The sequence below is a fragment of the Streptomyces sp. NBC_00289 genome (assembly GCF_041435115.1).
GTDB lineage: Bacteria > Actinomycetota > Actinomycetes > Streptomycetales > Streptomycetaceae > Streptomyces.
In genome coordinates this window covers 8,195,749-8,218,584 of record NZ_CP108046.1, presented here as the reverse complement: position 1 = coordinate 8,218,584, position 22,836 = coordinate 8,195,749, and the positions used below count along the sequence as shown (strand labels likewise).

The window sequence follows — 22,836 nt, the reverse complement described above, 5'->3', positions numbered from 1 at the left end:
CACGGCCGCCCCCTCATGACGCACCGTCAGGGCCCGTCGGGGTCAGCCCGGTTGAGTGAAGGCCTGGGCGTCGGCCCCGCCGTCAGAAGGTAGTCCGCGGCCGACGTGTCCGTCACCAGGCTGGTGACGAGCCCGGACCGCAGCACCGCGTCGATCGCCGGCGCCTTGCGCTGGCCGCCCGCGATCGCGACGACCTCGGGGACCCGGCGGAGCTGGTCGGTCTTCACGGTGATGCAGCGCTCTCCCAGGTCCCGCCCGACCCGGCGGCCCTCCACGTCGAAGAGGTGCGCGGACATCTCGGCGGCGACACCGAGCGAGGCGTAGTGCGCGCGCTCCTCGTCGCTGAGCATGTCGTGCACCGTCGAGATGCCCCGCTCCCAGGAACCGATGGAGACGCAGGCGACGGTGACCTTGTCGAAGTACTCGAAGGCCCGCGCGATGCCGGTCTGGTTGCGCAGCGCGATCGCCGTGGCCGCGTCCGGCAGCAGCATCGGCGCGTAGATGGGATGGGCGTCCCCGCCCGACACCTGGGCCGCGCGGCGGACGGCCTCCACGGAGCCGCGTTCGGCGGTTCCGGCGTCGTACACCCCGGTCAGCTGCACCACCGTGCACGGCGGCAGCCGGTCGAGGGCGGCCGCCATGTGGATGGTCGACCGGCCCCAGGCCAGGCCCAGGATGTCGCCCTCGTTCACCAGTTCGCCGAGCAGGTCGGCGGCCACTTCCCCCAGATTCTCCGGGTCGGGTGTCTCCTCGGCCTCGGCCGGGGACTCGACCACGACGGCGTGCCGCAGGCCGTAGCGGGCGCGCAGCGCGTCGGAGCGCTCCGCGTCCAGTTCGGCCGGCACACGGATCTCGATACGTACGAGATCCCGTTCGAGGGCGGTCTCCAGGACCCGGGCCACCTTGAAGCGGCTGACGCCGAACTCCTCGGCGATCTGGATCTTGGACTTGCCCTCGAGATAGAAGCGGCGGGCCATGGCCGCCGCCTGGACCAGCTCAGCGGGTCCCATCCGCATGGCTGACCGGCCCGCCGACATACCCGACACGGCCTTCTCCTCACTGCTGTTCACACTCTGGATTCGCCGTTCATCCTCGCAGATCCGGCGCGCTTGATCGGCCCGGACGAGAGCCGTTCACATTCCTGTCGGTCAGTGGTCGCACGCCCAGGACGCCTTGGTGGTGGCCGACTCCGCCTGCGTGCGCAGTGCACGTACCGCCTGGGCCGGGTCGGATGCCCCGTAGACCGCAGAACCGGCGACGAAGACGTCGGCTCCCGCGTCGGCGCAGCGCTCGATGGTGGCGGCCGAAACTCCCCCGTCGACCTGGAGCCACAGCTCGAGACCGTGCTTGCTGATCAACTCGCGGGTGCGCCGAATCTTCGGGAGCATGATGTCGAGGAAGGCCTGTCCGCCGAAACCGGGCTCGACCGTCATGATCAGCAGCATGTCGAGCTCGGGGAGCAGATCCTCGTACGGCTCGATGGGCGTCGCCGGCTTCAGCGCCATGGAGGCGCGGGCGCCCTTGGCCCGGATCTCCCTGGCGAGCCTGACCGGAGCGGCGGCCGCCTCGACGTGAAAGGTGACGGAACCGGCCCCCGCCTCGACGTACTGGGGCGCCCACCGATCGGGGGCCTCGATCATCAGATGGCAGTCCAGCGGGGTGTCCGTCGCACGGGCCAGTGACTCTACGACCGGCACACCGAGCGTGAGGTTCGGGACGAAATGGTTGTCCATGACGTCGACGTGAAGCCAGTCGGCTCCGTTGACCGCCTGCGCCTCGTCCGCGAGGCGGGCGAAGTCGGCGGACAGAATGCTGGGGTTGATCTGCGCGGCCATGACCCAAGCCTGCCATGTCCGGGCACGTTTGTTCGCGCCGGTCCACAGCCGGGCCGTTCATCGGATGTTCCACCGGGCCCGCACGTGCCATGCTGGGCGACTCATCATGTGCGGCTACGGCTACGGGGGTGGCCATGACGGACGGGAAGGACCACGGGCGCCATGTGCGCCAGGGACTCATCGGATTCGTGACCGGGCATCGCAGCAAGTGGCTGATTGTCGCCCTGTGGCTGGTGGTGCTCGTCGTCGCGGCCCCGCTCGCGCAGAAGCTCACCGACGCCCAGGACAACGACGCGGCATCCTGGCTGCCGGGCTCCGCGGAGTCCACCCAGGTGCTGCAGACGGCGGACGGCTTCAGGCCGGAGCAGATCCCGGCAGTCGTCGTCTACGCGCGCGAGGGCGGGCTCACCGTCCAGGACAGGCGGCAGATCGCCGAGGACGCGGCCCAGATCAAGCAGCTGACCGCGCACGGCATCCGCGGCGCGGAGACACGCGGCCCCGTCTACAACCAGCGGTCGGCGCCCGAGGCCGCCCAGATCTACGTGCCGATCACGATGGACGAGAAGGGCTGGGAGGAGATCTCGCCCGCTGTCGACTCCATCCGTGACAAGGCCGGCGAGAGCGAGAACGGGCTCGCCGTCCACGTCACCGGCCCCGGCGGCACCTCCGCCGACTTCTCCAAGGCCTTCGAGGGCATCGACTCGACCCTGCTGCTTTCGGCCATGGCCGTCGTGATCGTGATGCTGCTGCTCACCTTCCGCAGCCCGACGCTGATCATCGTCCCGCTGCTCGGCGTGGTCGTCGCGCTGTTCACGGCGCAGGCCCTGATCTATCTGCTCGCCCAGCACGCGGGCCTGACGGTCAACGGCCAGAGCGCGGGCATCCTCACGGTCCTGGTCTTCGGCGCCGGCACCGACTACGCCCTCCTGCTCGTCGCCCGCTACCGCGAGGAGCTGCGCCGGCATGAGGACCGCCACGAGGCGATGGCGCTCGCCCTGCACCGCGCCGGCCCGGCCGTGCTGGCCTCCGGGGCGACGGTCGTCCTGAGCATGCTGGTGCTGCTGGCCGCCGAGATGAACTCGACCCGGGGACTGGGCCCGGTGGCGGCGATCGGCGTGGCCGTCGCCCTGCTGGCCATGATCAGCCTCTTCCCGGCGCTGCTGCTGATCTGCGGCCGCTGGATCTTCTGGCCGTCGATCCCGCACTCCGGCTCGGCCGACCCGACCGAGCGGGGCATGTGGGCGCGCCTGGGCCACCGGATGGCCCGCCGCCCGCGCGTCGTGTGGGTCGGCACGGCGCTGGCCCTGGCCGTCCTCTCCCTCGGGCTGCTGCAACTGCGCGCCGAGGGCATCGGCAACGCGGACGCCTTCACCGGCAAACCGGACTCGATCACCGGGCAGGAGGTGTCGGCGCGCTACTTCCCGGCGGGCAGCGGTGACCCACTGGTGATCGTCTCCAACGAGGCACAGGCCGACCAGGTCCGCCAGGCCGTCTCGTCGACCCAGGGTGTGGTGCCGGGCAGTCTGACGGTCCCGCCGGGCACGAAACCCTCGCACGACGGCCAGGTGCTCTTCGAGGCCACGATGACGGCGCCGGCCGACAGCGAGGCCGCGAAACACACCGTGGAGCGCGTCCGTGACGCCGTGCACGACGTGCCCGGTGCCGACGCCCAGGTGGGCGGCGGCACCGCGGCCCTGCTCGACATGGACGCGGCCACGACGCACGACAACCTCGTGATCATTCCGGCGGTCCTCGTGGTCGTCCTGCTGATCCTGAGCGCGCTGCTGCGTGCCGTGGTGGCGCCGGTGCTGCTGATCGGCACGGTCGTGCTGTCCTTCGCGGCCGCGCTGGGCGCGAGCGCGCTGGCCTTCCGGCACGTCTTCGACTACGCGGGCGAGCAGACGGACTTCCCGCTGTTCGTCTTCGTCTTCCTGGTGGCCCTGGGGATCGACTACAACATCTTCCTGACCACCCGTATCCGGGAGGAGGCGGCCCGTGAGGGCACCCGTCGGGGCGTGGTGACGGGCCTGGCGGCGACGGGCGCGGTGATCACCTCCGCCGGCCTGGTCCTGGCCGGCACCTTCGCCGCCCTCGCCACACTGCCGATGGTCGCCTTCGCCGAGATCGGCTTCGCGGTGGCCCTCGGCGTCCTCCTGGACACCTTCGTCGTGCGATCGGTGCTCGTCACGTCGCTGTTCCTGGACGTGGGCCGCAAGGTGTGGTGGCCCGGCCGGCTGGCCCGCGAGGACGGCGGACCGGCCGCGCGGGCCCGGGCCGAGGAGCGTGTCAGCCAGTCCTCCGAATGAGCGCCAGGTACATGGCGTCGGTCCCGTGCAGATGCGGCCACAGCTGTACGTCGGGGCCGTCGCCGAGGGCCGGTACGCCCGGCAGGAAGGGGCGGGCGTCGACGAGTTCGGCCGCCGGGTGCTGCTTGAGCACGTCGTCCACGACCGCCCTGGTCTCCGCGAGGTGCGGCGAACAGGTCGCGTAGCCGACGATCCCGCCGACCCGGACCGAGTCCAGGGCCGTGGTCAGCAGACCGCGCTGCAACGGAGCGAACCCCTCCAGGTCGTCGGGGCGGCGCCGCCAGCGCGCCTCGGGACGCCTGCGCAAGGCACCGAGGCCGGTGCACGGCACGTCCATCAGCACCCGGTCGAAGGACCCGGGCCGCCACGGCGGCCGGGTGCCGTCTGCGGCGATCACCTGATAGGGCCCGGGATTGCCGTCGAGGGCCCTGGCCACCAGCGCCGCGCGGTGCGGCTGCTTCTCGGAGGCGAGCACGACGGCCCCCCGCTCGGCCGCGAGCGCGGCGAGCAGCGCGGCCTTGCCGCCGGGCCCGGCACACCCGTCGAGCCACTTCCCGTCGGGTCCGTCGAGGGGCACGTTGGCGAGCGCCAGGGCCACGAGCTGACTGCCCTCGTCCTGCACGCCCGCACGGCCTTCCCGTACGGCCTCGATCGCCCCCGGTTCGCCGCCCTCGGTCAACCGCACGGCATACGGCGACCAGCGCCCCGGCACCGCGGCCTCCTCGCCGAGCAGTTCCTCGGTCGTGGACCTGCCCGGCCGGGCGACCAGGGTGACCTCGGGCCTCTCGTTGTCGGCCGCCAGCAGGTCCTCGATGCCGGCCCGGCCGCCGCCGAGCGAGTCCCACAACGCCGAGACGATCCAGCGGGGGTGGGAGTGCACGACGGCGAGGTGGTCCTCCGGATCGTCCTCGTAGGGCGGGGCGACCTTCTCGATCCATCCGTCGAGATCGTGCTGCGCGACCTTCCGCAGCACGGCGTTGACGAACTTGGCCCGTCCGTCCCCGAGCACGACCCGGGCGAGCTCCACCGAGGCGGAGACGGCGGCGTGCGTGGGAATCCGCGTGCCGAGCAGCTGGTGCACGCCCAGGCTCAGCACGTCGAGCACGGGCGGGTCGACCTCCCGCAGCGGCCGGTCGACGCAGGCGGCGATGACCGCGTCATACGTCCCCTGCCGCCGCAACGTGCCGTACACGAGCTCCGTCGCGAGCGCGGCGTCCCGCCCGTCGAAGTCACCGCTCTGCCGCGCCTTGCGCAGCAGCGGCGGCAGAACGAGGTTGGCGTAGGCGTCCCGCTCGTCCACGGCCCGCAGGGCCTCGAAGGCGAGCATGCGGACGGGATCCTTCTGGGGCCGGCGGTAGGGCTTGCCGGGCTTGCGGGGACGACGGTGCTGGTCGCTCACAGAAAAGGTGCTCCGGATATCAGGAAGGGGTACGGCACAAGCCTACGACGCACCCGTCGCCGGCCCGTCGCCCCGGAGGGGCGTCACCCGCCGAGGGTCTCGCCGTCGGCGATCCGCACCCCGCGGGCCCAGTCCGCCGCTTTCATCGGCTTCTTGCCCTGGGCCTGCACCCACAGCAGCTCGACGGCGTACGACCCCGTGCCCACGTGGACGCTGTTCTTGCCGACGGACAGCTGCCCGGGGGCGAGCTCCGTACGCTCGGTCACCGGCACGGCCTGGATCAGCTTGAGCCGCTCACCGCGGAAGACGGTCCAGGCGCCGGGCGCGGGCGTGCAGCCGCGTACCACCCGGTCGACGCGCAGCGCGGGGGTGGCCCAGTCGACCCGGGCGTCCTCGACGGTGATCTTCGGGGCGAGCGTGATGCCCTCGCCCGGCTGCGGTACGGCCTTCAGCGTGCCGTCCTCGATCCCGTCCATCGTCGCGGCGAGCAGCCCGCTTCCGGCGAAGGCGAGCCGGGTCAGCAGGTCGCCGCTGGTGTCGGTGGGGCGGATCGCCTCGGTCACCGTGCCGTACACCGGTCCGGAGTCGAGCCCTTCCTCGATCAGGAAGGTGGAGGCGCCGGTGATCTCGTCCCCCGCCATCACGGCGTGCTGCACGGGCGCGGCGCCGCGCCAGGCGGGCAGCAGCGAGAAGTGCAGGTTGACCCAGCCGTGGGTGGGGATGTCGAGGGCGACGCGCGGCAGCAGAGCCCCGTAGGCGACGACGGGACAGCAGTCGGGGGCGATCTCCCTGAGCCGCTCCAGGAACTCCGGTTCCCGCGGCCTGACCGGCTTCAGCACCTCGATGCCGGCCTCCTCGGCCCGCTCGGCGACGGGGGACGCGACCAGCCTGCGACCCCGCCCGGCCGGTGCGTCGGGACGCGTGACGACGGCGGCCACCTCGTGCCGCCCGGAGGCGATCAGAGCGTCCAGTGCGGGAACGGCGACCTCGGGGGTACCGGCGAAGACGAGCTTCATGGGTGGGTCAGGGCCTCTCGGGCGGAGTTCGACGTCGGGCAGCACACAAGTCTAGGGCGGAGGGCTCCCGGCGGCCCGGGCGGCCGCCGACGGCGGGCGCCCCCCGAAACGGGTGGTGGACGCGTGGGCGAGGACCGGGACCGGAGGCCGAGGCGCGACCCACACCCCGGGGGCGTACGCATATGCCCATACGCCCCCGTTGCGTGACCAGCGGAGCGCGGACGCGTTGGTCAAGAAGGATTGACCACAGCGGGCCGCAATCGGGCGGCCCGATCCTTTTCATCGCCGGTTCGAGAGGCTTGTTCATGGCCGACCACGCAACCCACGACGCCCAGGCTCGGGCCAGCCTGCACTTGCTGGTGCGCGACATCGAGCGGGTCCGCCGGCAGGTGGACGCACTGCGTACGCTCACCGCCCAACTGGGCAACGTCTACCGTCCGCGCCGCTCCGGCCCCTCCACGGGCTTCGTCGTCTACGGACGTGCCCCCGCCCCGACGGTCCGGCTCGCCCAGGAGCTGCGGGACAGCGTCGAGAGCCTGGTCACGGCCGCCGTGGACTTCGACCGCTCGCTCGGCTTCTCCTGGGACGCGGTCGGTTCGGCCCTCGGTGTCACCAAGCAGGCGGTCCACCGCCGTTACGGCTCCCGCCGGGCCACGGTCCAGGCGACCGCCGAGGTCGAGACCCCGGACACGCCCGCCGCCCGCCCGGTCAGCGTCAACACCGGCATGCCCACGGTCCCGACGGTCCCCGCCGCCCGCTCCATGCCGACCCAGCCCACGGCCGGCAGCCCCGCCCTCCGAGACGCGGCCGGTCTCACCCTCCGCGAGCCCGGCACCCCGACCCTCCGCGACACGGCCGGCCCCGCTCTCCGCGACCCGGGCAGCCCCGCCCTCCGCGACGCGGCCGGCGCCGCCCTCCGAGACGAAGCCAGGCCGACCGCCTTCCCCGGCCCGCGCAACGGCTGACACTCCCTCCCCTGCCCTCCCGGGACGCACGCCCGTCCGGGAGGGCAGCCGCACACCACCACGCCCGAGGCCCGAAGCACCACGCGCCAACCCCACCTCAACCGACACGGCCGCATCAATCCCACACCCGCACCACCGCATGCCACCAGGCCCATAGGCCACCAGGCCCTCGCAGCCCACGCCCCGAAGCGCCGGCGCCGAAGATCACTCAACCGAGGCCAGGCGGATCGACCCACACCCGCACCGCCACCTCGGCATCCCCCCACGCGAGCAAGATCCGCCCCGCACGCAGCCCCGCCACAAGCCGCATCCCCCGGCCCCAAGCCTCCCGCGTCGACCCCGCCTCAGCCGATGTCGGGCGGATCGATCCGCACCCGTACCGCCGCCTCCGCACCGCCACGCGCCATCCGCGCCGCCTGCGCGGTTTTCAGCGCGGCGGCGAGTGCGGCGCCGCTCCCCGGTGGCACCCGGATCAGCGCCCGCTCCCAGTGCTCACCGGGGGGCGGTGCCCCCGCTCGCCGCGGCAGCCCCGTCCTGGTGGCCGGTACCGGAACCGGGCCGAGCACCTCGGCCTCCGTCGGCAGTCGCAGCGCACCGAGGAACTCCGTGACCGCCTCCGCCGGTCCCGCCACGGCCGCCATCCGCGATACCGGCGGGAATCCCAGTTCGGCCCGCTCGGCGAGCTCACGTACGGCGTGTCCGACGGGGTCCCACCGCACCAGCGCCTGGACGGGCCGCAGCGTGGGCTCGGCGACGACGACCACGGTCCCCCCGACGCTCTGCGGACGGACGAGTGACGCGGCCCCGATCCACCGCCGCAGCGCGTCCTCCCCGGCCCGCAGATCGGGCCGCCCGAGCATGGCCCAGCCGTCGAGCAGCAGCGCGGCGGCGTACCCGCCCTCGGCGACCGGCTCGGCTCCCGGCGTACTCACCACCAGCGAGGGCGCACCCGGCACGGTGTCCAGGACGTGCTCGCGCCCGGAGGTCCGCACCGGGACGGCCGGGAAGGCGCGCCCCAGCTCCTCGGCGGTCCGCCGGGCTCCCACGATCTGGGCCCGCAGCCGGAAGGCACCGCACTCCGGACAGTGCCAGGCCTCCTCCGCCCGCCCGCACCAGCCGCAGTGCAGGGCCCCGGAGTCCGGGGCCTCCAGCGGCCCCGCGCAGTGCCGGCAGCGGGCGGGCGCCCGGCAGTTGGCGCACGCCATCCGCGGTACGTACCCCCGCCGGGGGACCTGGACGAGGACGGGCCCGTGCCTCAACCCCTCCCTGACGGCCTGCCAGGCGAGGCTCGGCAGCCGGGCGGCCCGGGCGGCCTCGTCCCGCGCGAGATCCCCGTCCCCGACGGTCCGGACCAGTGGGGCGGCGCCGCGCACCTGTTCCCGCGTGGCAGCCAGCGGCCGGGCCCAGCCGCTTTCGACGAGCTGTGCGGCCTCCACGGTGCAGCTCCAACTACCCAGCAGGAAGCCGCACTTGTCCTGAGCGGCCCGCAGCAGCAGCACTTCCCGCGCGTGGGGCTGCGGCGCGTGCTGCTCGCTGTGGCTGTCGTCGCCGTCGTCCCACAGGGCGAGCAGTCCGAGGTTCTGCACCGGAGCGAACATCGCTGCCCGGGTGCCCACGACCGCCCGAACAGACCCCCGGCGGACCGCGAGCCACTCCCGGTAGCGCTTCTCGGGCCCGGCGTCGGCGGTGAGCACGGCGTGCCGTCCCTGCCCCAGCAGGGAGGTCAGGGCGGCGTCGACCCGCGCCACCGCCCTGCCGTCCGGCAGGACGACCAGTGCACCGCGCCCCGAGGCCAGCGTCGCCGCGACGGCCCGCGCCAGTTCCTCGCTCCACTCGGGCCCGGGCAGCGCGTTCCACACCGCTCGTGGCGCCCCGCCCGAGGCCAGGGACTCCAGGAACGCGGCCCCCCGCTCGTACCGCGCCCAGGACCCCGCCTGGGGCGCCTCAGGCGGCGGCAGCGGCTCGGCGGACGCCCGCTGCTCGGCCCGCGCGCTGCGGGGCGGCACGGCCAGCTGCAGCACGTCGGCGAGACTGCCCGCGTACCGGTCGGCGACGGCCCGCGCCAGTCCGAGCAGTTCCCCGCTCAGCACCCGCTCGGGTGAGACGACCTGGGCCAGCGCGGCGAGCGGGCCGGAGTAGTCGGACTCGGCGAGCCGCTCGACGAGGAAGCCGTCGATCAGGCCCCCGCCCTCACGCCGCCCGTCCCGAACCCGGTGGCGTCCGGCTCCGAACCGCACCCGCACCCGCACCCCGGGCTGCGCCTCGGCGTCCAGTTCCTCCGGGACGGCGTAGTCGAAGTAGCGGTCGAGGTGGAGCACGCCCTTGTCGACCAGCACCCGGGCGACGGGAAGCTCCCCGGCCAGGGCGGCCCCACGCCAGGTCCGTGGCTTGGCCCGGGGCACGTCGGCCTTGCGCACGCTGTCACGAATCAGCGCAAGCTGCTCGGGCGGCGCCCCCTCGGCCCCGCCGCCCACCGACCCGTTCTCGCTGCTCACGCTTGCATTCTTACCAAACCGCACTGACAACCGACGGCGTCCGGCCGCCCCACCGGCGACGGCACAACGGTGCGCGGCGGACACGCCGAGGCCCGGCTCCCGCAGGGGGAACCGGGCCTCGGCACGGTCGTCGGCGGGCCTGCCTTACAGCCCGGCGGCCTTGCGCAGGGCGTCGACGCGGTCGGTGCGCTCCCAGGTGAAGTCGGGCAGCTCGCGGCCGAAGTGGCCGTAGGCGGCCGTCTGGGCGTAGATCGGGCGGAGCAGGTCGAGGTCGCGGATGATGGCGGCCGGGCGGAGGTCGAAGACCTCGTCGATCGCCTTCTCGATCCGGTCGGTGTCGACCTTGGCGGTGCCGAAGGTCTCGACGAACAGGCCGACCGGCTCGGCCTTGCCGATGGCGTACGCGACCTGGACCTCGCAGCGCGAGGCGAGACCGGCGGCCACCACGTTCTTGGCGACCCAGCGCATCGCGTACGCGGCGGAACGGTCCACCTTCGACGGGTCCTTGCCCGAGAACGCGCCGCCGCCGTGGCGGGCCATGCCGCCGTACGTGTCGATGATGATCTTGCGGCCGGTCAGGCCCGCGTCACCCATCGGGCCGCCGATCTCGAACCGGCCCGTCGGGTTGACCAGCAGCCGGTAGCCCTCGGTGTCCAGCTTGATGCCCTCGTCGAGGAGCACCTTCAGCTCCGCCTCGACGACGAACTCGCGGATGTCCGGCGCGAGCAGCGACTCCAGGTCGATGTCGCTGGCATGCTGCGAGGACACCACGACGGTGTCGAGCCGGACCGCCTTGTCGCCGTCGTACTCGATGGTGACCTGCGTCTTGCCGTCCGGGCGGAGGTAGGGGATCGTGCCGTTCTTGCGGACCTCGGAGAGGCGGTTCGCGAGGCGGTGCGCGAGGAAGATCGGCAGCGGCATCAACGTCGGCGTCTCGTCCGTCGCGTAGCCGAACATCAGGCCCTGGTCGCCGGCGCCCTGCCGGTCGAGCTCGTCGTCGTCGCCCTCGACACGGTTCTCGTACGCCGTGTCGACGCCCTGCGCGATGTCCGGGGACTGCGCGCCGATCGACACCGACACGCCACAGGAGGCGCCGTCGAAGCCCTTCTTCGAGGAGTCGTAGCCGATCTCGAGGATCTTGTTGCGGACCAGGGTCGCGATGTCCGCGTAGGTCTTGGTCGTGACCTCGCCGGCCACGTGCACCAGGCCGGTGGTGATCAAGGTCTCGACGGCGACCCGGGAGGTCGGGTCCTCGCGCAGGAGCGCGTCGAGAATGGTGTCGCTGATCTGGTCAGCGATCTTGTCGGGGTGACCCTCGGTGACGGACTCCGAGGTGAACAGGCGACGGGACACAACGCTCCCTGGGGTTGCAGCGGCTGCTGGCTGATCTTGGGCGGACGGGTCGGGGGCTGCGCCCGGCGATCGTCCGAGAACAGTTTATCGGTCGCACTCTGCCACCGGCTCCCTTGTCTCGCCTCTCGGAAGCCCTGTGACCTGCGGCACGGGCATTCTGCCCAATCCCGACCGCCGTTGGCCAGGGGCGCCACACCTCAGGTGTGAGGTTCGGGGCAGTGGTGAACGGGTGAAACATTCACCCCAGCCGGTCGGCCACCAGGTCCCACACGGTGTCGGCCAGGGCTTCCTTCGGACCGTACGGCACCGGGGTCTCGCTGCCGTCGGCGCCCAGCACCACGGCCTCGTTCTCCTCCGAGCCGAAGGTCTTGCGCTCCCCCACCTCGTTGACCACGAGGAGGTCGCAGCCCTTGCGCCGGAGTTTCGTACGGCCGTTGGCGAGGACGTCGTCCGTCTCCGCGGCGAAGCCGACGACCACCTGCGCCGGGCGGGCCCGTTCGGCCGATATCTCCGCGAGAATGTCCGGATTCCGTACGAGCACGACGGGCTCGGGATCCTGGCCGTCCTTCTTCTTGATCTTCCCGCCCGCGTACGTGGCCGGGCGGAAGTCGGCGACCGCCGCGGCCATCACGACCGCGTCGGCGTCGGGAGCCGCCTTCAGCACCGCCTCGCGCAGCTGCACCGCGGTGCCGACCTGGACGACGTCCACCCCCGCAGGATCCGGCAGGCCGGTGTTCGCCGCGATCAGCGTGACGCGGGCACCGCGCGCCGCGGCGGTCCGGGCGAGGGCGTAGCCCTGCTTGCCGGAGGAGCGGTTGCCGAGGAAGCGGACCGGGTCGAGCGGCTCGCGGGTGCCGCCGGCGCTCACGACGACATGCCGTCCGGCGAGGTCCGGCTCTCTGGCCCCACGGGCCAGGACCCGTCGGCAGACCTCGAAGATCTCGGCCGGGTCGGGCAGCCGGCCCTTGCCCGTGTCGACACCGGTGAGGCGGCCGACGGCCGGCTCGATCACGACGGCGCCCCGGCGGCGCAGCGTCGCCACGTTCTCCTGGGTGGCCGGGTGCTCCCACATCTCCGTGTGCATGGCGGGTGCGAAGACGACCGGGCAGCGGGCGGTGAGCAGGGTGTTGGTGAGGAGGTCGTCGGCGAGACCGTGGGCGGCCCTGGCGAGGGTGTCCGCGGTGGCCGGGGCGACGACGACCAGATCGGCGTGCTGGCCGATGCGGACGTGCGGAACCTCGTGGACGTCGTCCCAGACCTCGGTCGAGACGGGGTTGCCGGAAAGGGCCGACCAGGTCGCCGCACCGACGAAGTGGAGGGCTGAGGCGGTGGGGACGACGCGGACGTCGTGCCCCGACTCGGTCAGTCTGCGCAGCAGCTCACAGGCCTTGTAGGCGGCGATGCCCCCGCTGACCCCCAGTACGACCTTCGGCTTGTCCACCGGACTTCTGCCTCCCCGCCACTCGTCACCGGTACGCCACGGCTCCCGGCGTACGACTCCCATCACACACCACAGGCCCGGCAGTCGCGCTGCCGGGCCTGTGGAAAAGCCAACTGCAAACCGAAAAAACTACTGAGCCGGGCCCTCAATGGCCTCGGACGTCAGGAGTCCCGCGTTGATCTCGCGCAGGGCGATCGAGAGCGGCTTCTCGTGCACGTGGGTGTCGACGAGCGGACCGACGTACTCGAGGAGACCCTCGCCGAGCTGCGAGTAGTAAGCGTTGATCTGGCGGGCACGCTTGGCCGCGTAGATGACGAGGCTGTACTTCGAGTCGGTGGCCTCGAGGAGCTCGTCGATCGGCGGGTTGATGATGCCCTCGGGCGCGGAGATGGAAGAGGACACGCTCTACCTTCCGATGGATGGGAAAAGATCAGTCATGATCACACAACTTCCATCAAGGCTAGCAGCTCGCGCGCCACGTCCTCGACGGAGGTGTTGACCAGGGTCACATCGAACTCCGGCTCGGCCGCCAGTTCGATCTTCGCCGCCTCCAGGCGGCGCTCGATCACCTCGGGCGGCTCGGTGCCCCGGCCGGTGAGCCTGCGCACGAGTTCCTCCCAGGAGGGGGGAGCCAGGAACACCAGCTGAGCCTCGGACATGGACTCGCGGACCTGCCGGGCACCCTGGAGGTCGATCTCCAGGAGAACCGGCACTCCGGTCTCCAGGTGCTCCAGCACGGCCGTACGCGGCGTGCCGTAGCGGTTGCCGGCGAATTCCGCCCACTCCAGCAGTTCGCCGTTGGCGATCAGCTTGTCCATCTCCTCGTCACTGACGAAGAAGTAGTGGACGCCCTGCTTCTCGCCGGGACGGGGCCTCCGGGTCGTCGCCGACACCGAGAGCCAGACCTCGGGGTGTTCCTTGCGCATATGGGCGACGACCGTGCTCTTGCCGACCCCGGAGGGGCCGGAGAGCACGGTCAGCCGCGGACGTTCACTCATGCAGCGATTATTCCAGCAATCCCGGGGTGCCCGGCACTCCCTGCCCGGAGCATCCGGGACTCAGGAACCGGTGCTGCCGAACTCACGCTCCAGAGAGGCGATCTGGTTGGAACCGAGGCCGCGCACGCGGCGGCTTTCGGAGATGCCCAGACGCTCCATGATCTGCTTGGCGCGGACCTTGCCCACGCCGGGGAGGGACTCGAGCAGGGCGGAGACCTTCATCTTGCCGATGACATCGTTCTCCTGCCCCTGCTTGATGACCTCGTGCAGGGAGGCGCCGGAGTGCTTGAGTCGATTCTTGACCTCGGCCCGCTCCCGGCGAGCCGCGGCGGCCTTCTCGAGCGCGGCTGCGCGCTGTTCAGGGGTAAGGGGCGGAAGAGCCACGCCTACGTCACCTCGGATGTTGACTGTCGGATACGGAACCGGTGAGGAACCTAATCGCCCCACACCTGGGGAGCCACGAGCAACACGCTTGCCCGTTCACTCTCGTCGGAGACTAGCGGGCAAGTCCGCCGGAGTCAGCGAGAACAGCGGAAAAGTCCTGGTCAGCCTCAGCGAGGGCGGACATTTACGACATACTGCCCCGGATTTGAGGATGTATTCAGACTCAAGTCGGCTTCGAGCCACTCATCGGAGGACTCGAGCGACCGACTCGAACACCCGCGACGACCGTCGCGAAAGCCTCAGACCGCCGCCAGCGCGACCCGGATCTCCGTCGCGAAGCGCTCCGCGGCCGCGCGCAGCGCGCCGACGTCGGGACCGTGCCGCAGTACTCCCCGGCTGACGTTCGGGACGACGTTGCGCACCGCCCGGCCGAAGACCGCGGGGAGATCGGCCGGAGTGGCTCCCTGGGCGCCGATGCCGGGTGCGAGGAGCGGCCCGTTGATGGCGAGGTCGTAGGAGGACAGGTCGCCGAGCGTGGCCCCGACGACCGCGCCGAAGGAGCCCAGGGGCTCCTCCCCCACGTTCTCGGCGGCCAGGTGCGCCAGCATCGTCGCTCCCACGTTCCGGCCGTCCGCGCGGATCGCGTGCTGGACCTCGCCGCCCTCCGGGTTGGAGGTCAACGCCAGGACGAACAGGCCGGCCCCGCTCTCCCGGGCCAGGGCGACCGCCGGGGACAGCGACCCGTAGCCGAGGTAGGGCGAGACGGTGAGGGCGTCCGAGAACAGCGGGGAGTCCTTGTGCAGGAAGGACTCGGCGTACGCGGCCATGGTCGAGCCGATGTCGCCGCGCTTGGCGTCCATCACGACCAGGGCGCCGGCCGCCCTGGCCTCCTCGACCGACTTCTCCAGGACGGCCACGCCCCGCGAGCCGAACCGCTCGAAGAAGGCGATCTGCGGCTTCAGGACCGCCACCCGGTCGGCCGTCGCCTCCACCACGGTCCGGCTGAAGCGTTCCAGCCCGGCGATGTCGTCGTTCAGACCCCACTCGGCCAGCAGGGACGCGTGCGGGTCGATGCCGACGCACAGCGGACCGCGCTCGTCCATGGCCCGGCGCAGGCGGGCGCCGAAGGGTTCCAGAGCAGTCATGCCGTCTTCCTTGCGTCGGCGCCGACCGCGTCGGCGAGGGTGGCGTAGGGGCTCGTACGGAGGCGGGCGGCGAGGCCCTTGTGCAGGGCGCGGCTCCAGAAGGGGCCCTCGTAGACGAACGCGCTGTAGCCCTGGATCAGGGTGGCGCCCGCCAGGATGCGCTGCCAGGCGTCCTCGGCGTTCTCGATGCCGCCGACGCCCACCAGGGTGATCCGGTCGCCCACGCGCGCGTAGAGGCGGCGCAGGACCTCCAGGGAGCGCGCCTTGAGCGGGGCGCCGGACAGTCCGCCGGCCTCCTTGAGCAGGGAGGCCGAGGACTCGAGTCCGAGCCCCTCGCGCGCGATCGTGGTGTTCGTGGCGATGATCCCGTCCAGGCCGAGTTCGACGGCGAGGTCGGCGACCGCGTCGACGTCCTCGTCCGCGAGGTCCGGGGCGATCTTCACCAGGAGGGGGACCCGGCGCGTGGCGACGGTACGGTCGGCGGCCTCGCGCACGGCGGTGAGCAGCGGGCGCAGCGCCTCGGTCGCCTGGAGGTTGCGCAGGCCCGGGGTGTTCGGGGAGGAGACGTTCACGACCAGGTAGTCGGCGTACGGCGCCAGCCGCTCGGCCGACTTCACGTAGTCCGCCGCGGCCTCGGCCTCAGGTACGGCCTTGGTCTTGCCGATGTTGACGCCCACGACGGTCCTGAAGACCGGCTCACGGGAGGCCAGCCGGGCCGCGACGGCCAGCGAGCCCTCGTTGTTGAAGCCCATGCGGTTGATCAGCGCCCGGTCGGGGACGAGCCGGAACAGCCGCTTTGTGGGATTGCCCGGCTGCGCCTCCCCCGTCACCGTGCCGATCTCGACGTGGTCGAAGCCGAGCATCGACATGCCGTCGACGGCGACCGCGTTCTTGTCGAAGCCGGCGGCGAGCCCGAACGGGCCGTGCATGCGCAGCCCGAAGGCCTCGGTGCGCAGTTCCCTGTGGCGGGGCGCCAGCGCGGCGGCGACGAAGGTGCGCAGCACCGGGACGCGGACGGCGAGCCGGATCCAGCGGAAGGCCAGGTGATGGGCCTGTTCGGGGTCCATCCGCTGGAAGACCAGACGGAAGAAGAGCTTGTACATCTCGGGAGTCCTCAGGGGTCCTCATGAGGACCGGGGGTCCTCATGAAGAGGGGGACACCGTTTCCGGTGTCCCCCTCAGGGCTGCTAGTCGCGGGCCGCGGTCAGGTGTCGCGCGTGTTCCTGCAGTGAGCGGACGCCGACGTCACCGTGGTTGAGGGCGTCGATGCCCTGGACGGCCGCGGCGAGTGCCTGGACCGTCGTGAGGCAGGGGACCGAGCGCGCCACGGCCGCCGTACGGATCTCGTAGCCGTCGAGGCGGCCGCCGGTGCCGTACGGGGTGTTGACGATGAGGTCGACCTCGCCGTCGTGGATGAGCTGGACGATGGTCCGCTCCCCGTTCGGGCCGATGCCCTCGGACTGCTTGCGCACCACGGTGGCGTTGATGCCGTTGCGCTTGAGGACCTCGGCCGTGCCGGAGGTGGCGAGCAGCTCGAAACCGTGCGCGACCAGCTCCCGCGCCGGGAAGATCATCGAGCGCTTGTCCCGGTTGGCGACCGAGATGAACGCCCGTCCCTTGGTCGGCAGCGGGCCGTAGGCGCCCGCCTGCGACTTGGCGTACGCCGTGCCGAAGACGGAGTCGATGCCCATGACCTCGCCGGTCGAGCGCATCTCCGGGCCCAGCACGGTGTCGACGCCCCGGCCGTAGATGTCGCGGAAGCGCGACCACGGCATGACCGCCTCCTTGACGGAGATCGGCGCGTCCAGCGGCAGTTCGCCGCCGTCGCCGTTCGCCGGCAGCAGCCCCTCGGCCCGCAGCTGGGCGACGGTCGCGCCCAGCGAGATCCGGGCGGCGGCCTTGGCCAGCGGCACCGCGGTCGCCTTCGAGGTGAAGGGGACGGTGCGGGAGGCACGCGGGTTGGCCTCCAGGACGTAGAGGATGTCGCCCGCCATCGCGAACTGGATGTTGATCAGTCCGCGCACCCCGACCCCGCGGGCGATGGCCTCGGTGGAGGCGCGCAGGCGCTTGATGTCGAAGCCGCCGAGCGTGATCGGCGGCAGCGCGCACGCCGAGTCACCGGAGTGGATGCCGGCCTCCTCGATGTGCTCCATGACGCCGCCGAGGTACAGCTCCTCGCCGTCGTACAGGGCGTCGACGTCGATTTCGATCGCGTCGTCCAGGAACCGGTCGACCAGCACCGGCCGGGAGGGGCTGATCTCGGTGGACTCCGCGATGTAGGACTCGAGACGGGTCTCGTCGTAGACGATCTCCATGCCGCGCCCGCCCAGCACGTACGACGGCCGCACCAGGACCGGGTAGCCGATCTCGTCGGCGATGGCCTTGGCGCCCGCGAAGGTGGTCGCGGTGCCGTGCTTGGGGGCCGGCAGGCCCGCCTCGGCCAGGACCTGGCCGAAGGCGCCGCGGTCCTCGGCTGCGTGGATCGCCTCGGGCGGCGTGCCCACGACCGGCACGCCGTTGTCCTTCAGCGCCTGTGCGAGGCCCAGCGGCGTCTGCCCGCCGAGCTGCACGATCACGCCCGCGATCGGACCGGCCTGCGACTCCGCGTGGACGATCTCCAGCACGTCCTCCAGCGTGAGCGGCTCGAAGTACAGGCGGTCGGAGGTGTCGTAGTCGGTGGAGACGGTCTCCGGATTGCAGTTGACCATCACCGTCTCGTAGCCGGCGTCGCTCAGCGCGAAGGAGGCGTGCACACACGAGTAGTCGAACTCGATGCCCTGGCCGATGCGGTTGGGGCCGGAGCCCAGGATGATCACCGCGGGCTTCTCGCGGGGCGCGACCTCGCTCTCCTCGTCGTAGGAGGAGTAGAAGTACGGCGTCTTCGCGGCGAACTCGGCGGCGCAGGTGTCGACCGTCTTGTAGACCGGGCGCACGCCCAGCGCGTGCCGCACCTCCCGCACGACGTCCTCGCGCAGGCCGCGGATCTCGGCGATCTGCTGGTCGGAGAAGCCGTGCCGCTTGGCCTCGGCGAGCAGCTCCGGGTTCAGCCGGTCGGCCGCGGCCAGCTCGTCCGCGATCTCCCTGATCAGGAACATCTGGTCGACGAACCACGGGTCGATCTTCGTCGCCTCGAAGACCTCCTCGGGCGTGGCACCCGCGCGGATCGCCTGCATGACGGTGTTGATCCGGCCGTCGGTGGGCCGGACGGACTCCGCGAGCAGCGCGTCCTTGTCGCCGGGCTCGCCCACGAACGTGAACTGCGAGCCCTTCTTCTCCAGCGACCGCAGCGCCTTTTGCAGCGCTTCGGTGAAGTTGCGGCCGATCGCCATCGCCTCACCGACCGACTTCATCGTCGTCGTCAGCGTCGAGTCCGCCGACGGGAACTTCTCGAAGGCGAACCGCGGGGCCTTCACGACCACGTAGTCGAGGGTCGGCTCGAAGGAGGCCGGGGTCTTCTCCGTGATGTCGTTCGGGATCTCGTCGAGCGTGTAGCCGACGGCGAGCTTGGCGGCGATCTTGGCGATCGGGAAGCCGGTCGCCTTCGACGCCAGCGCCGAGGAACGCGACACACGCGGGTTCATCTCGATGACGATGATGCGGCCGTCGACGGGGTCGACCGCGAACTGGATGTTGCAGCCGCCGGTGTCGACGCCGACCTCACGGATGATCGCGATACCGATGTCCCGCAGCCGCTGGTACTCGCGGTCGGTCAGCGTCATCGCGGGCGCGACGGTGATGGAGTCGCCGGTGTGCACGCCCATCGGGTCGAAGTTCTCGATGGAGCAGACGACCACGACGTTGTCGTTCTTGTCGCGCATCAGCTCCAGCTCGTACTCCTTCCAGCCGAGGATGGACTCCTCCAGGAGCACCTCGGTGGTCGGGGAGAGCGTGAGGCCCTGGCCTGCGATGCGGCGCAGCTCCTCCTCGTCGTGGGCGAAGCCGGAACCGGCGCCGCCCATGGTGAAGGAGGGCCGGACGACGACGGGGTAGCCGCCGAGGGTCTCGACGCCCGTCAGCACGTCGTCCATCGTGTGGCAGATGACCGACCGGGCCGACTCGCCGTGCCCGATCTTCTCGCGTACGGCCTCGACGACGCCCTTGAACAGGTCGCGGTCCTCGCCCTTGTTGATCGCCTCGACGTTGGCACCGATCAGCTCGACACCGTACTTCTCCAGCACACCCTGCTCGTGCATGGAGATCGCGGTGTTGAGGGCGGTCTGGCCGCCGAGCGTGGGCAGCAGCGCGTCGGGCCGCTCCTTGGCGATGATCTTCTCGACGAACTCCGGGGTGATCGGCTCGACGTAGGTCGCGTCGGCGATCTCCGGGTCGGTCATGATCGTCGCCGGGTTGGAGTTGACCAGGATGACCCGGAGCCCCTCGGCGCGCAGGACGCGGCACGCCTGGGTGCCGGAGTAGTCGAACTCGGCGGCCTGGCCGATGACGATCGGGCCGGAGCCGATGACCAGGACGGACTGGATATCGGAGCGCTTAGGCACGCTGGCCCTCCATCAGGGATACGAAGCGGTCGAACAGGTAGGCGGCGTCGTGCGGGCCCGCTGCCGCTTCGGGGTGGTACTGGACGCTGAAGGCCGGCTGGTCGAGCAGCTGGAGACCTTCCACCACGTTGTCGTTGAGGCAGACGTGGGAGACCTCGGCGCGCCCGAACGGGGTGTCGGACACGGTGTCGAGCGGGGCGTCGACGGCGAAGCCGTGGTTGTGCGCGGTGACCTCGACCTTGCCGGTCGTGCGGTCCTGCACCGGCTGGTTGATGCCACGGTGGCCGTACTTCAGCTTGTACGTGCCGAAGCCCAGCGCCCGCCCCAGGATCTGGTTGCCGAAGCAGATGCCGAACAGCGGGGTACCGCGCTCCAGGACCGCCCGCATGACGGAGACCGGGTGGTCGGCGGTGGCCGGGTCACCGGGGCCGTTGGAGAAGAACACTCCGTCGGGCTCCACCGCGAACACGTCCTCGGCGCTCGCCGTGGCGGGCAGCACGTGCACCTCGATGCCGCGCTCGGCCATCCGGCGCGGGGTCATGCCCTTGATGCCCAGGTCCACGGCGGCGACGGTGAACTTCTTCTCGCCGATCGCCGGGACGACGTAGGCCTCCTTGGTGGCCACCTCCGCGGCCAGGTCGGCGCCCTTCATCTCCGGGGCCTGGCGCACCTGCGCGAGCATCGTGCCCTCGTCGGGCAACGCGTTGCCCGAGAAGATGCCGACGCGCATCGCGCCGCGCTCCCGCAGGTGCCGGGTCAGCGCACGCGTGTCGACGCCGGAGATGCCGACGACGCCCTGCTGGGCCAGCTCCTCGTGGAGGGAGCGGCGCGAGCGCCAGTTGGACGGCACGCGCGCGGGGTCGCGCACGACGTATCCGGCGACCCAGATCCGCCGCGACTCGGGGTCCTCGTCGTTGACGCCGGTGTTGCCGACGTGCGGCGCGGTCATCACCACGACCTGCCGGTGGTACGACGGGTCGGTCAGCGTCTCCTGGTAGCCGGTCATCCCGGTGGAGAACACGGCCTCGCCGAAGGTCTCCCCCACCGCCCCGTAGGCGCGGCCCCGGAAGATCCGGCCGTCCTCCAGGACGAGTACGGCGGGAAGCGCCTCTTTCCTCTGCGAGGCGTTCCCCTGCTTGGAGGTCGTCATCGTTCGGCGCCTTCCGTGGTGGTTGTTTCGATCATGGAGTTGATGGCGTCGACCCACTCGTGGTGCTCGGACGCCTGATCCGAGCGGAACCCGGAGTCGAGCAGCCGGTCGCCGTGTGCCCAGGTCAGGACGAGCAGACCGCCCTCGGTGAGGACCTTGCCCGCGATGCCCTTGTCGAGCCTGGCCTCGCGCAGCGCGGCGAGGGGGACGAAGAAGTCGCTCGCACCCGGGCGTACGACGTCCAGTCCCGCGTCCGTCAGCGTGAGCTCGACCCGGCTGCGGCTGCCGAGGCCGTGCGCCACGATGCGGTCGAGCCACTGCCCGGCGGTGGTGGAGCCGTGGTAGCGGCCGCTCAGGGTCAGTCTCGCCGGGCCGGGGTCTTCCGGCGCGGTGGGCAGCTCGGGCAGGTCGCCCTGGAGCGTGCCGCGCCATTTCCAGCCCTCGCGCATCAGCCAGTAGACGAGGGCGACGAAGAGGGCGAGTCCGACGAGCCAGCCGATGCGGGCGGCCCAGTCGGTCACCTCGGCCGATTCCTTCTCCGCGGCCAGCAGGATTACAGGTGTCACGTGAGCTTCCCGTCGACGAGCGTGGCCTTGCCCCGGAGCCAGGTGTGGGTGACACGGCCCGGCAGCTCGCGGCCCTCGTACGGAGTGTTGCGGCTGCGCGAGGCGAAGCCCGCGGGGTCCACGGACCCACGGTATTCCGTGTCGACGAGCAGGAGGTTGGCGGGCTCACCTGCCGAGACGGGCCGGCCGTGGCCGCTCGCCCGCCCGATGCGCGCGGGCGCGGCGGACATGCGGTCGGCGACGCCGGCCCAGTCGAGCAGTCCGGTGTCGACCATCGTCGCCTGGACCACCGACAGCGCGGTCTCCAGCCCGACCATGCCCATGGCGGCCGCGGCCCACTCGCAGTCCTTGTCCTCGTGCGGGTGCGGGGCGTGGTCGGTGGCGACGATGTCGATCGTGCCGTCGGCGAGCGCCTCGCGCAGGGCGTGCACGTCCCGCTCGGTGCGCAGCGGCGGGTTGACCTTGTAGACCGGGTTGTACGTCCGTACCAGCTCGTCGGTGAGCAGGAGGTGGTGCGGGGTGACCTCGGCGGTGACGTCGATGCCGCGGGACTTGGCCCAGCGGACGATCTCGACGGAGCCGGCGGTCGACAGGTGGCAGATGTGGACGCGGGAGCCGACGTGCTCGGCGAGCAGGACATCCCGGGCGATGATCGATTCCTCGGCCACCGCGGGCCAGCCCCCGAGCCCGAGCTCGGCGGAGACGACGCCCTCGTTCATCTGGGCGCCCTCGGTCAGCCGCGGCTCCTGCGCGTGCTGGGCGACGACTCCGCCGAAGGCCTTCACGTACTCCAGCGCCCGGCGCATGATCACGGCGTCGTCGACGCACTTGCCGTCGTCGGAGAAGACGGTGACTCCGGCCGCCGACTCGTACATGGCGCCCAGCTCGGCGAGCTTCCTGCCCTCCAGGCCGACGGTGACCGCGCCGATGGGCTGGACGTCGCAGTAGCCGTGCTCCTGGCCGAGCCGGTAGACCTGCTCGACGACGCCGGCGGTGTCGGCGACCGGGAAGGTGTTGGCCATGGCGAACACCGCGGTGTAGCCGCCGGAGGCGGCGGCGCGGGTGCCGGTCAGCACCGTCTCGGAGTCCTCGCGGCCGGGCTCGCGCAGGTGGGTGTGCAGGTCGACCAGGCCCGGCAGCAGAACCTTGCCGCCGGCCTCCACGACCTCGGCGCCCTCGGCCGACAAACCGCTGCCCACGGCCGCAATCAGCCCGTCCTCGATCAGGACGTCCTGCGGTTCGCCGCCGAGTACCTTCGCACCCCGGATCAGGATTGTGCTCATCTGT

Annotated in this window: 17 protein-coding genes and 1 pseudogene; 2 read left to right on the top strand and 16 right to left on the bottom strand. The window is 71.7% G+C overall.

Annotation, left to right across the window (positions count from 1 at the left end; all coding sequences use genetic code 11):
- Positions 1-26: 26 nt before the first annotated feature.
- Positions 27-1,070 carry a sugar-binding transcriptional regulator gene (locus OG985_RS37210; protein ID WP_371672768.1) on the bottom strand — a complete coding sequence of 348 codons (1,044 nt, stop codon included), beginning with the start codon at positions 1,068-1,070 and terminating at the stop codon, positions 27-29.
- A 78-nt stretch (positions 1,071-1,148) separates the two neighbouring features.
- On the bottom strand, positions 1,149-1,835 hold the full coding sequence (gene rpe / locus OG985_RS37205; RefSeq protein WP_371672767.1) for a ribulose-phosphate 3-epimerase: 687 nt from the start codon (positions 1,833-1,835) through the stop codon (positions 1,149-1,151).
- Positions 1,836-1,969: 134 nt separating this feature from the next.
- Here rpe and OG985_RS37200 point away from each other — a divergent pair, with 134 nt between their 5' ends.
- Complete coding sequence (locus tag OG985_RS37200; protein ID WP_371672766.1) at positions 1,970-4,141, top strand: MMPL family transporter; 2,172 nt, start codon at positions 1,970-1,972, stop codon at positions 4,139-4,141.
- On the opposite strand, the gene OG985_RS37195 is transcribed toward OG985_RS37200, so the two are convergent.
- Together OG985_RS37195 and fmt are read right to left on the bottom strand one after the other, a co-directional pair.
- Positions 4,122-5,540 (bottom strand): RsmB/NOP family class I SAM-dependent RNA methyltransferase, encoded by a 1,419-nt coding sequence (locus OG985_RS37195; RefSeq protein ID WP_371672765.1) that lies wholly within the window; start codon positions 5,538-5,540, stop codon positions 4,122-4,124. The genes OG985_RS37200 and OG985_RS37195 overlap by 20 nt on opposite strands.
- An 83-nt stretch (positions 5,541-5,623) precedes the next feature.
- Positions 5,624-6,556 carry a methionyl-tRNA formyltransferase gene (gene fmt / locus OG985_RS37190; RefSeq protein ID WP_371672764.1) on the bottom strand — a complete coding sequence of 311 codons (933 nt, stop codon included), beginning with the start codon at positions 6,554-6,556 and terminating at the stop codon, positions 5,624-5,626.
- 305 nt (positions 6,557-6,861) lie between these two features.
- On the opposite strand from fmt, the pseudogene OG985_RS37185 reads away from it, so the two are divergent.
- Positions 6,862-7,347 (top strand): annotated as a pseudogene (locus OG985_RS37185) (hypothetical protein); the annotation flags it as partial.
- Between the two features lie 518 nt (positions 7,348-7,865).
- Here the strand turns inward: OG985_RS37185 and OG985_RS37180 are convergent.
- The 12 genes from OG985_RS37180 to OG985_RS37125 all read right to left on the bottom strand — a co-directional run bounded on the left by OG985_RS37180 (position 7,866) and on the right by OG985_RS37125 (position 22,832).
- On the bottom strand, positions 7,866-10,016 hold the full coding sequence (locus tag OG985_RS37180) for a primosomal protein N' (protein ID WP_371672763.1): 2,151 nt from the start codon (positions 10,014-10,016) through the stop codon (positions 7,866-7,868).
- Between the two features lie 144 nt (positions 10,017-10,160).
- Positions 10,161-11,369: a methionine adenosyltransferase gene (gene metK / locus OG985_RS37175; protein WP_371672762.1), complete on the bottom strand. Its 1,209-nt coding sequence runs from the start codon at positions 11,367-11,369 to the stop codon at positions 10,161-10,163.
- A gap of 238 nt (positions 11,370-11,607) precedes the next feature.
- On the bottom strand, positions 11,608-12,810 hold the full coding sequence (gene coaBC / locus OG985_RS37170) for a bifunctional phosphopantothenoylcysteine decarboxylase/phosphopantothenate--cysteine ligase CoaBC (protein WP_371672761.1): 1,203 nt from the start codon (positions 12,808-12,810) through the stop codon (positions 11,608-11,610).
- 129 nt (positions 12,811-12,939) lie between these two features.
- Positions 12,940-13,212: a DNA-directed RNA polymerase subunit omega gene (rpoZ, locus tag OG985_RS37165; RefSeq protein ID WP_003977348.1), complete on the bottom strand. Its 273-nt coding sequence runs from the start codon at positions 13,210-13,212 to the stop codon at positions 12,940-12,942.
- Positions 13,213-13,250: 38 nt separating this feature from the next.
- Positions 13,251-13,808, bottom strand: coding sequence for a guanylate kinase (gmk, locus tag OG985_RS37160; RefSeq protein ID WP_371672760.1), 558 nt, complete (start codon positions 13,806-13,808; stop codon positions 13,251-13,253).
- Positions 13,809-13,868: 60 nt separating this feature from the next.
- Positions 13,869-14,192, bottom strand: coding sequence for an integration host factor (locus OG985_RS37155; RefSeq protein ID WP_003977346.1), 324 nt, complete (start codon positions 14,190-14,192; stop codon positions 13,869-13,871).
- Between the two features lie 299 nt (positions 14,193-14,491).
- Entirely contained in the window at positions 14,492-15,337 is an 846-nt protein-coding gene (pyrF, locus tag OG985_RS37150) for an orotidine-5'-phosphate decarboxylase (protein WP_371672759.1), read from the bottom strand.
- Positions 15,334-16,440, bottom strand: a complete 1,107-nt coding sequence (locus OG985_RS37145; protein WP_371672758.1) for a quinone-dependent dihydroorotate dehydrogenase — start codon at positions 16,438-16,440, stop codon at positions 15,334-15,336. The genes pyrF and OG985_RS37145 overlap by 4 nt, the downstream gene beginning before the upstream one ends.
- An 84-nt stretch (positions 16,441-16,524) precedes the next feature.
- Positions 16,525-19,833, bottom strand: a complete 3,309-nt coding sequence (carB, locus tag OG985_RS37140; RefSeq protein ID WP_371672757.1) for a carbamoyl-phosphate synthase large subunit — start codon at positions 19,831-19,833, stop codon at positions 16,525-16,527.
- The gene (carA, locus tag OG985_RS37135) at positions 19,826-20,983 is read right to left on the bottom strand and encodes a glutamine-hydrolyzing carbamoyl-phosphate synthase small subunit (RefSeq protein ID WP_371672756.1); all 1,158 of its coding nucleotides are present in this window, start codon (positions 20,981-20,983) and stop codon (positions 19,826-19,828) included. The genes carB and carA overlap by 8 nt, the downstream gene beginning before the upstream one ends.
- Positions 20,980-21,549: a hypothetical protein gene (locus OG985_RS37130; RefSeq protein ID WP_371672755.1), complete on the bottom strand. Its 570-nt coding sequence runs from the start codon at positions 21,547-21,549 to the stop codon at positions 20,980-20,982. The genes carA and OG985_RS37130 overlap by 4 nt, the downstream gene beginning before the upstream one ends.
- On the bottom strand, positions 21,546-22,832 hold the full coding sequence (locus OG985_RS37125) for a dihydroorotase (RefSeq protein WP_371672754.1): 1,287 nt from the start codon (positions 22,830-22,832) through the stop codon (positions 21,546-21,548). The genes OG985_RS37130 and OG985_RS37125 overlap by 4 nt, the downstream gene beginning before the upstream one ends.
- Positions 22,833-22,836: the final 4 nt, after the last annotated feature.

Coding starts and splice junctions, on each gene's coding strand:
- OG985_RS37145 (WP_371672758.1), bottom strand. CDS start 16,440: ATGTACAAGCTCTTCTTCCGTCTGGTCTTCCAGCGGATGGACCCCGAA.
- pyrF (WP_371672759.1), bottom strand. CDS start 15,337: ATGACTGCTCTGGAACCCTTCGGCGCCCGCCTGCGCCGGGCCATGGAC.
- OG985_RS37200 (WP_371672766.1), top strand. CDS start 1,970: ATGACGGACGGGAAGGACCACGGGCGCCATGTGCGCCAGGGACTCATC.
- OG985_RS37125 (WP_371672754.1), bottom strand. CDS start 22,832: ATGAGCACAATCCTGATCCGGGGTGCGAAGGTACTCGGCGGCGAACCG.
- rpe (WP_371672767.1), bottom strand. CDS start 1,835: ATGGCCGCGCAGATCAACCCCAGCATTCTGTCCGCCGACTTCGCCCGC.
- carA (WP_371672756.1), bottom strand. CDS start 20,983: ATGACGACCTCCAAGCAGGGGAACGCCTCGCAGAGGAAAGAGGCGCTT.
- gmk (WP_371672760.1), bottom strand. CDS start 13,808: ATGAGTGAACGTCCGCGGCTGACCGTGCTCTCCGGCCCCTCCGGGGTC.
- fmt (WP_371672764.1), bottom strand. CDS start 6,556: ATGAAGCTCGTCTTCGCCGGTACCCCCGAGGTCGCCGTTCCCGCACTG.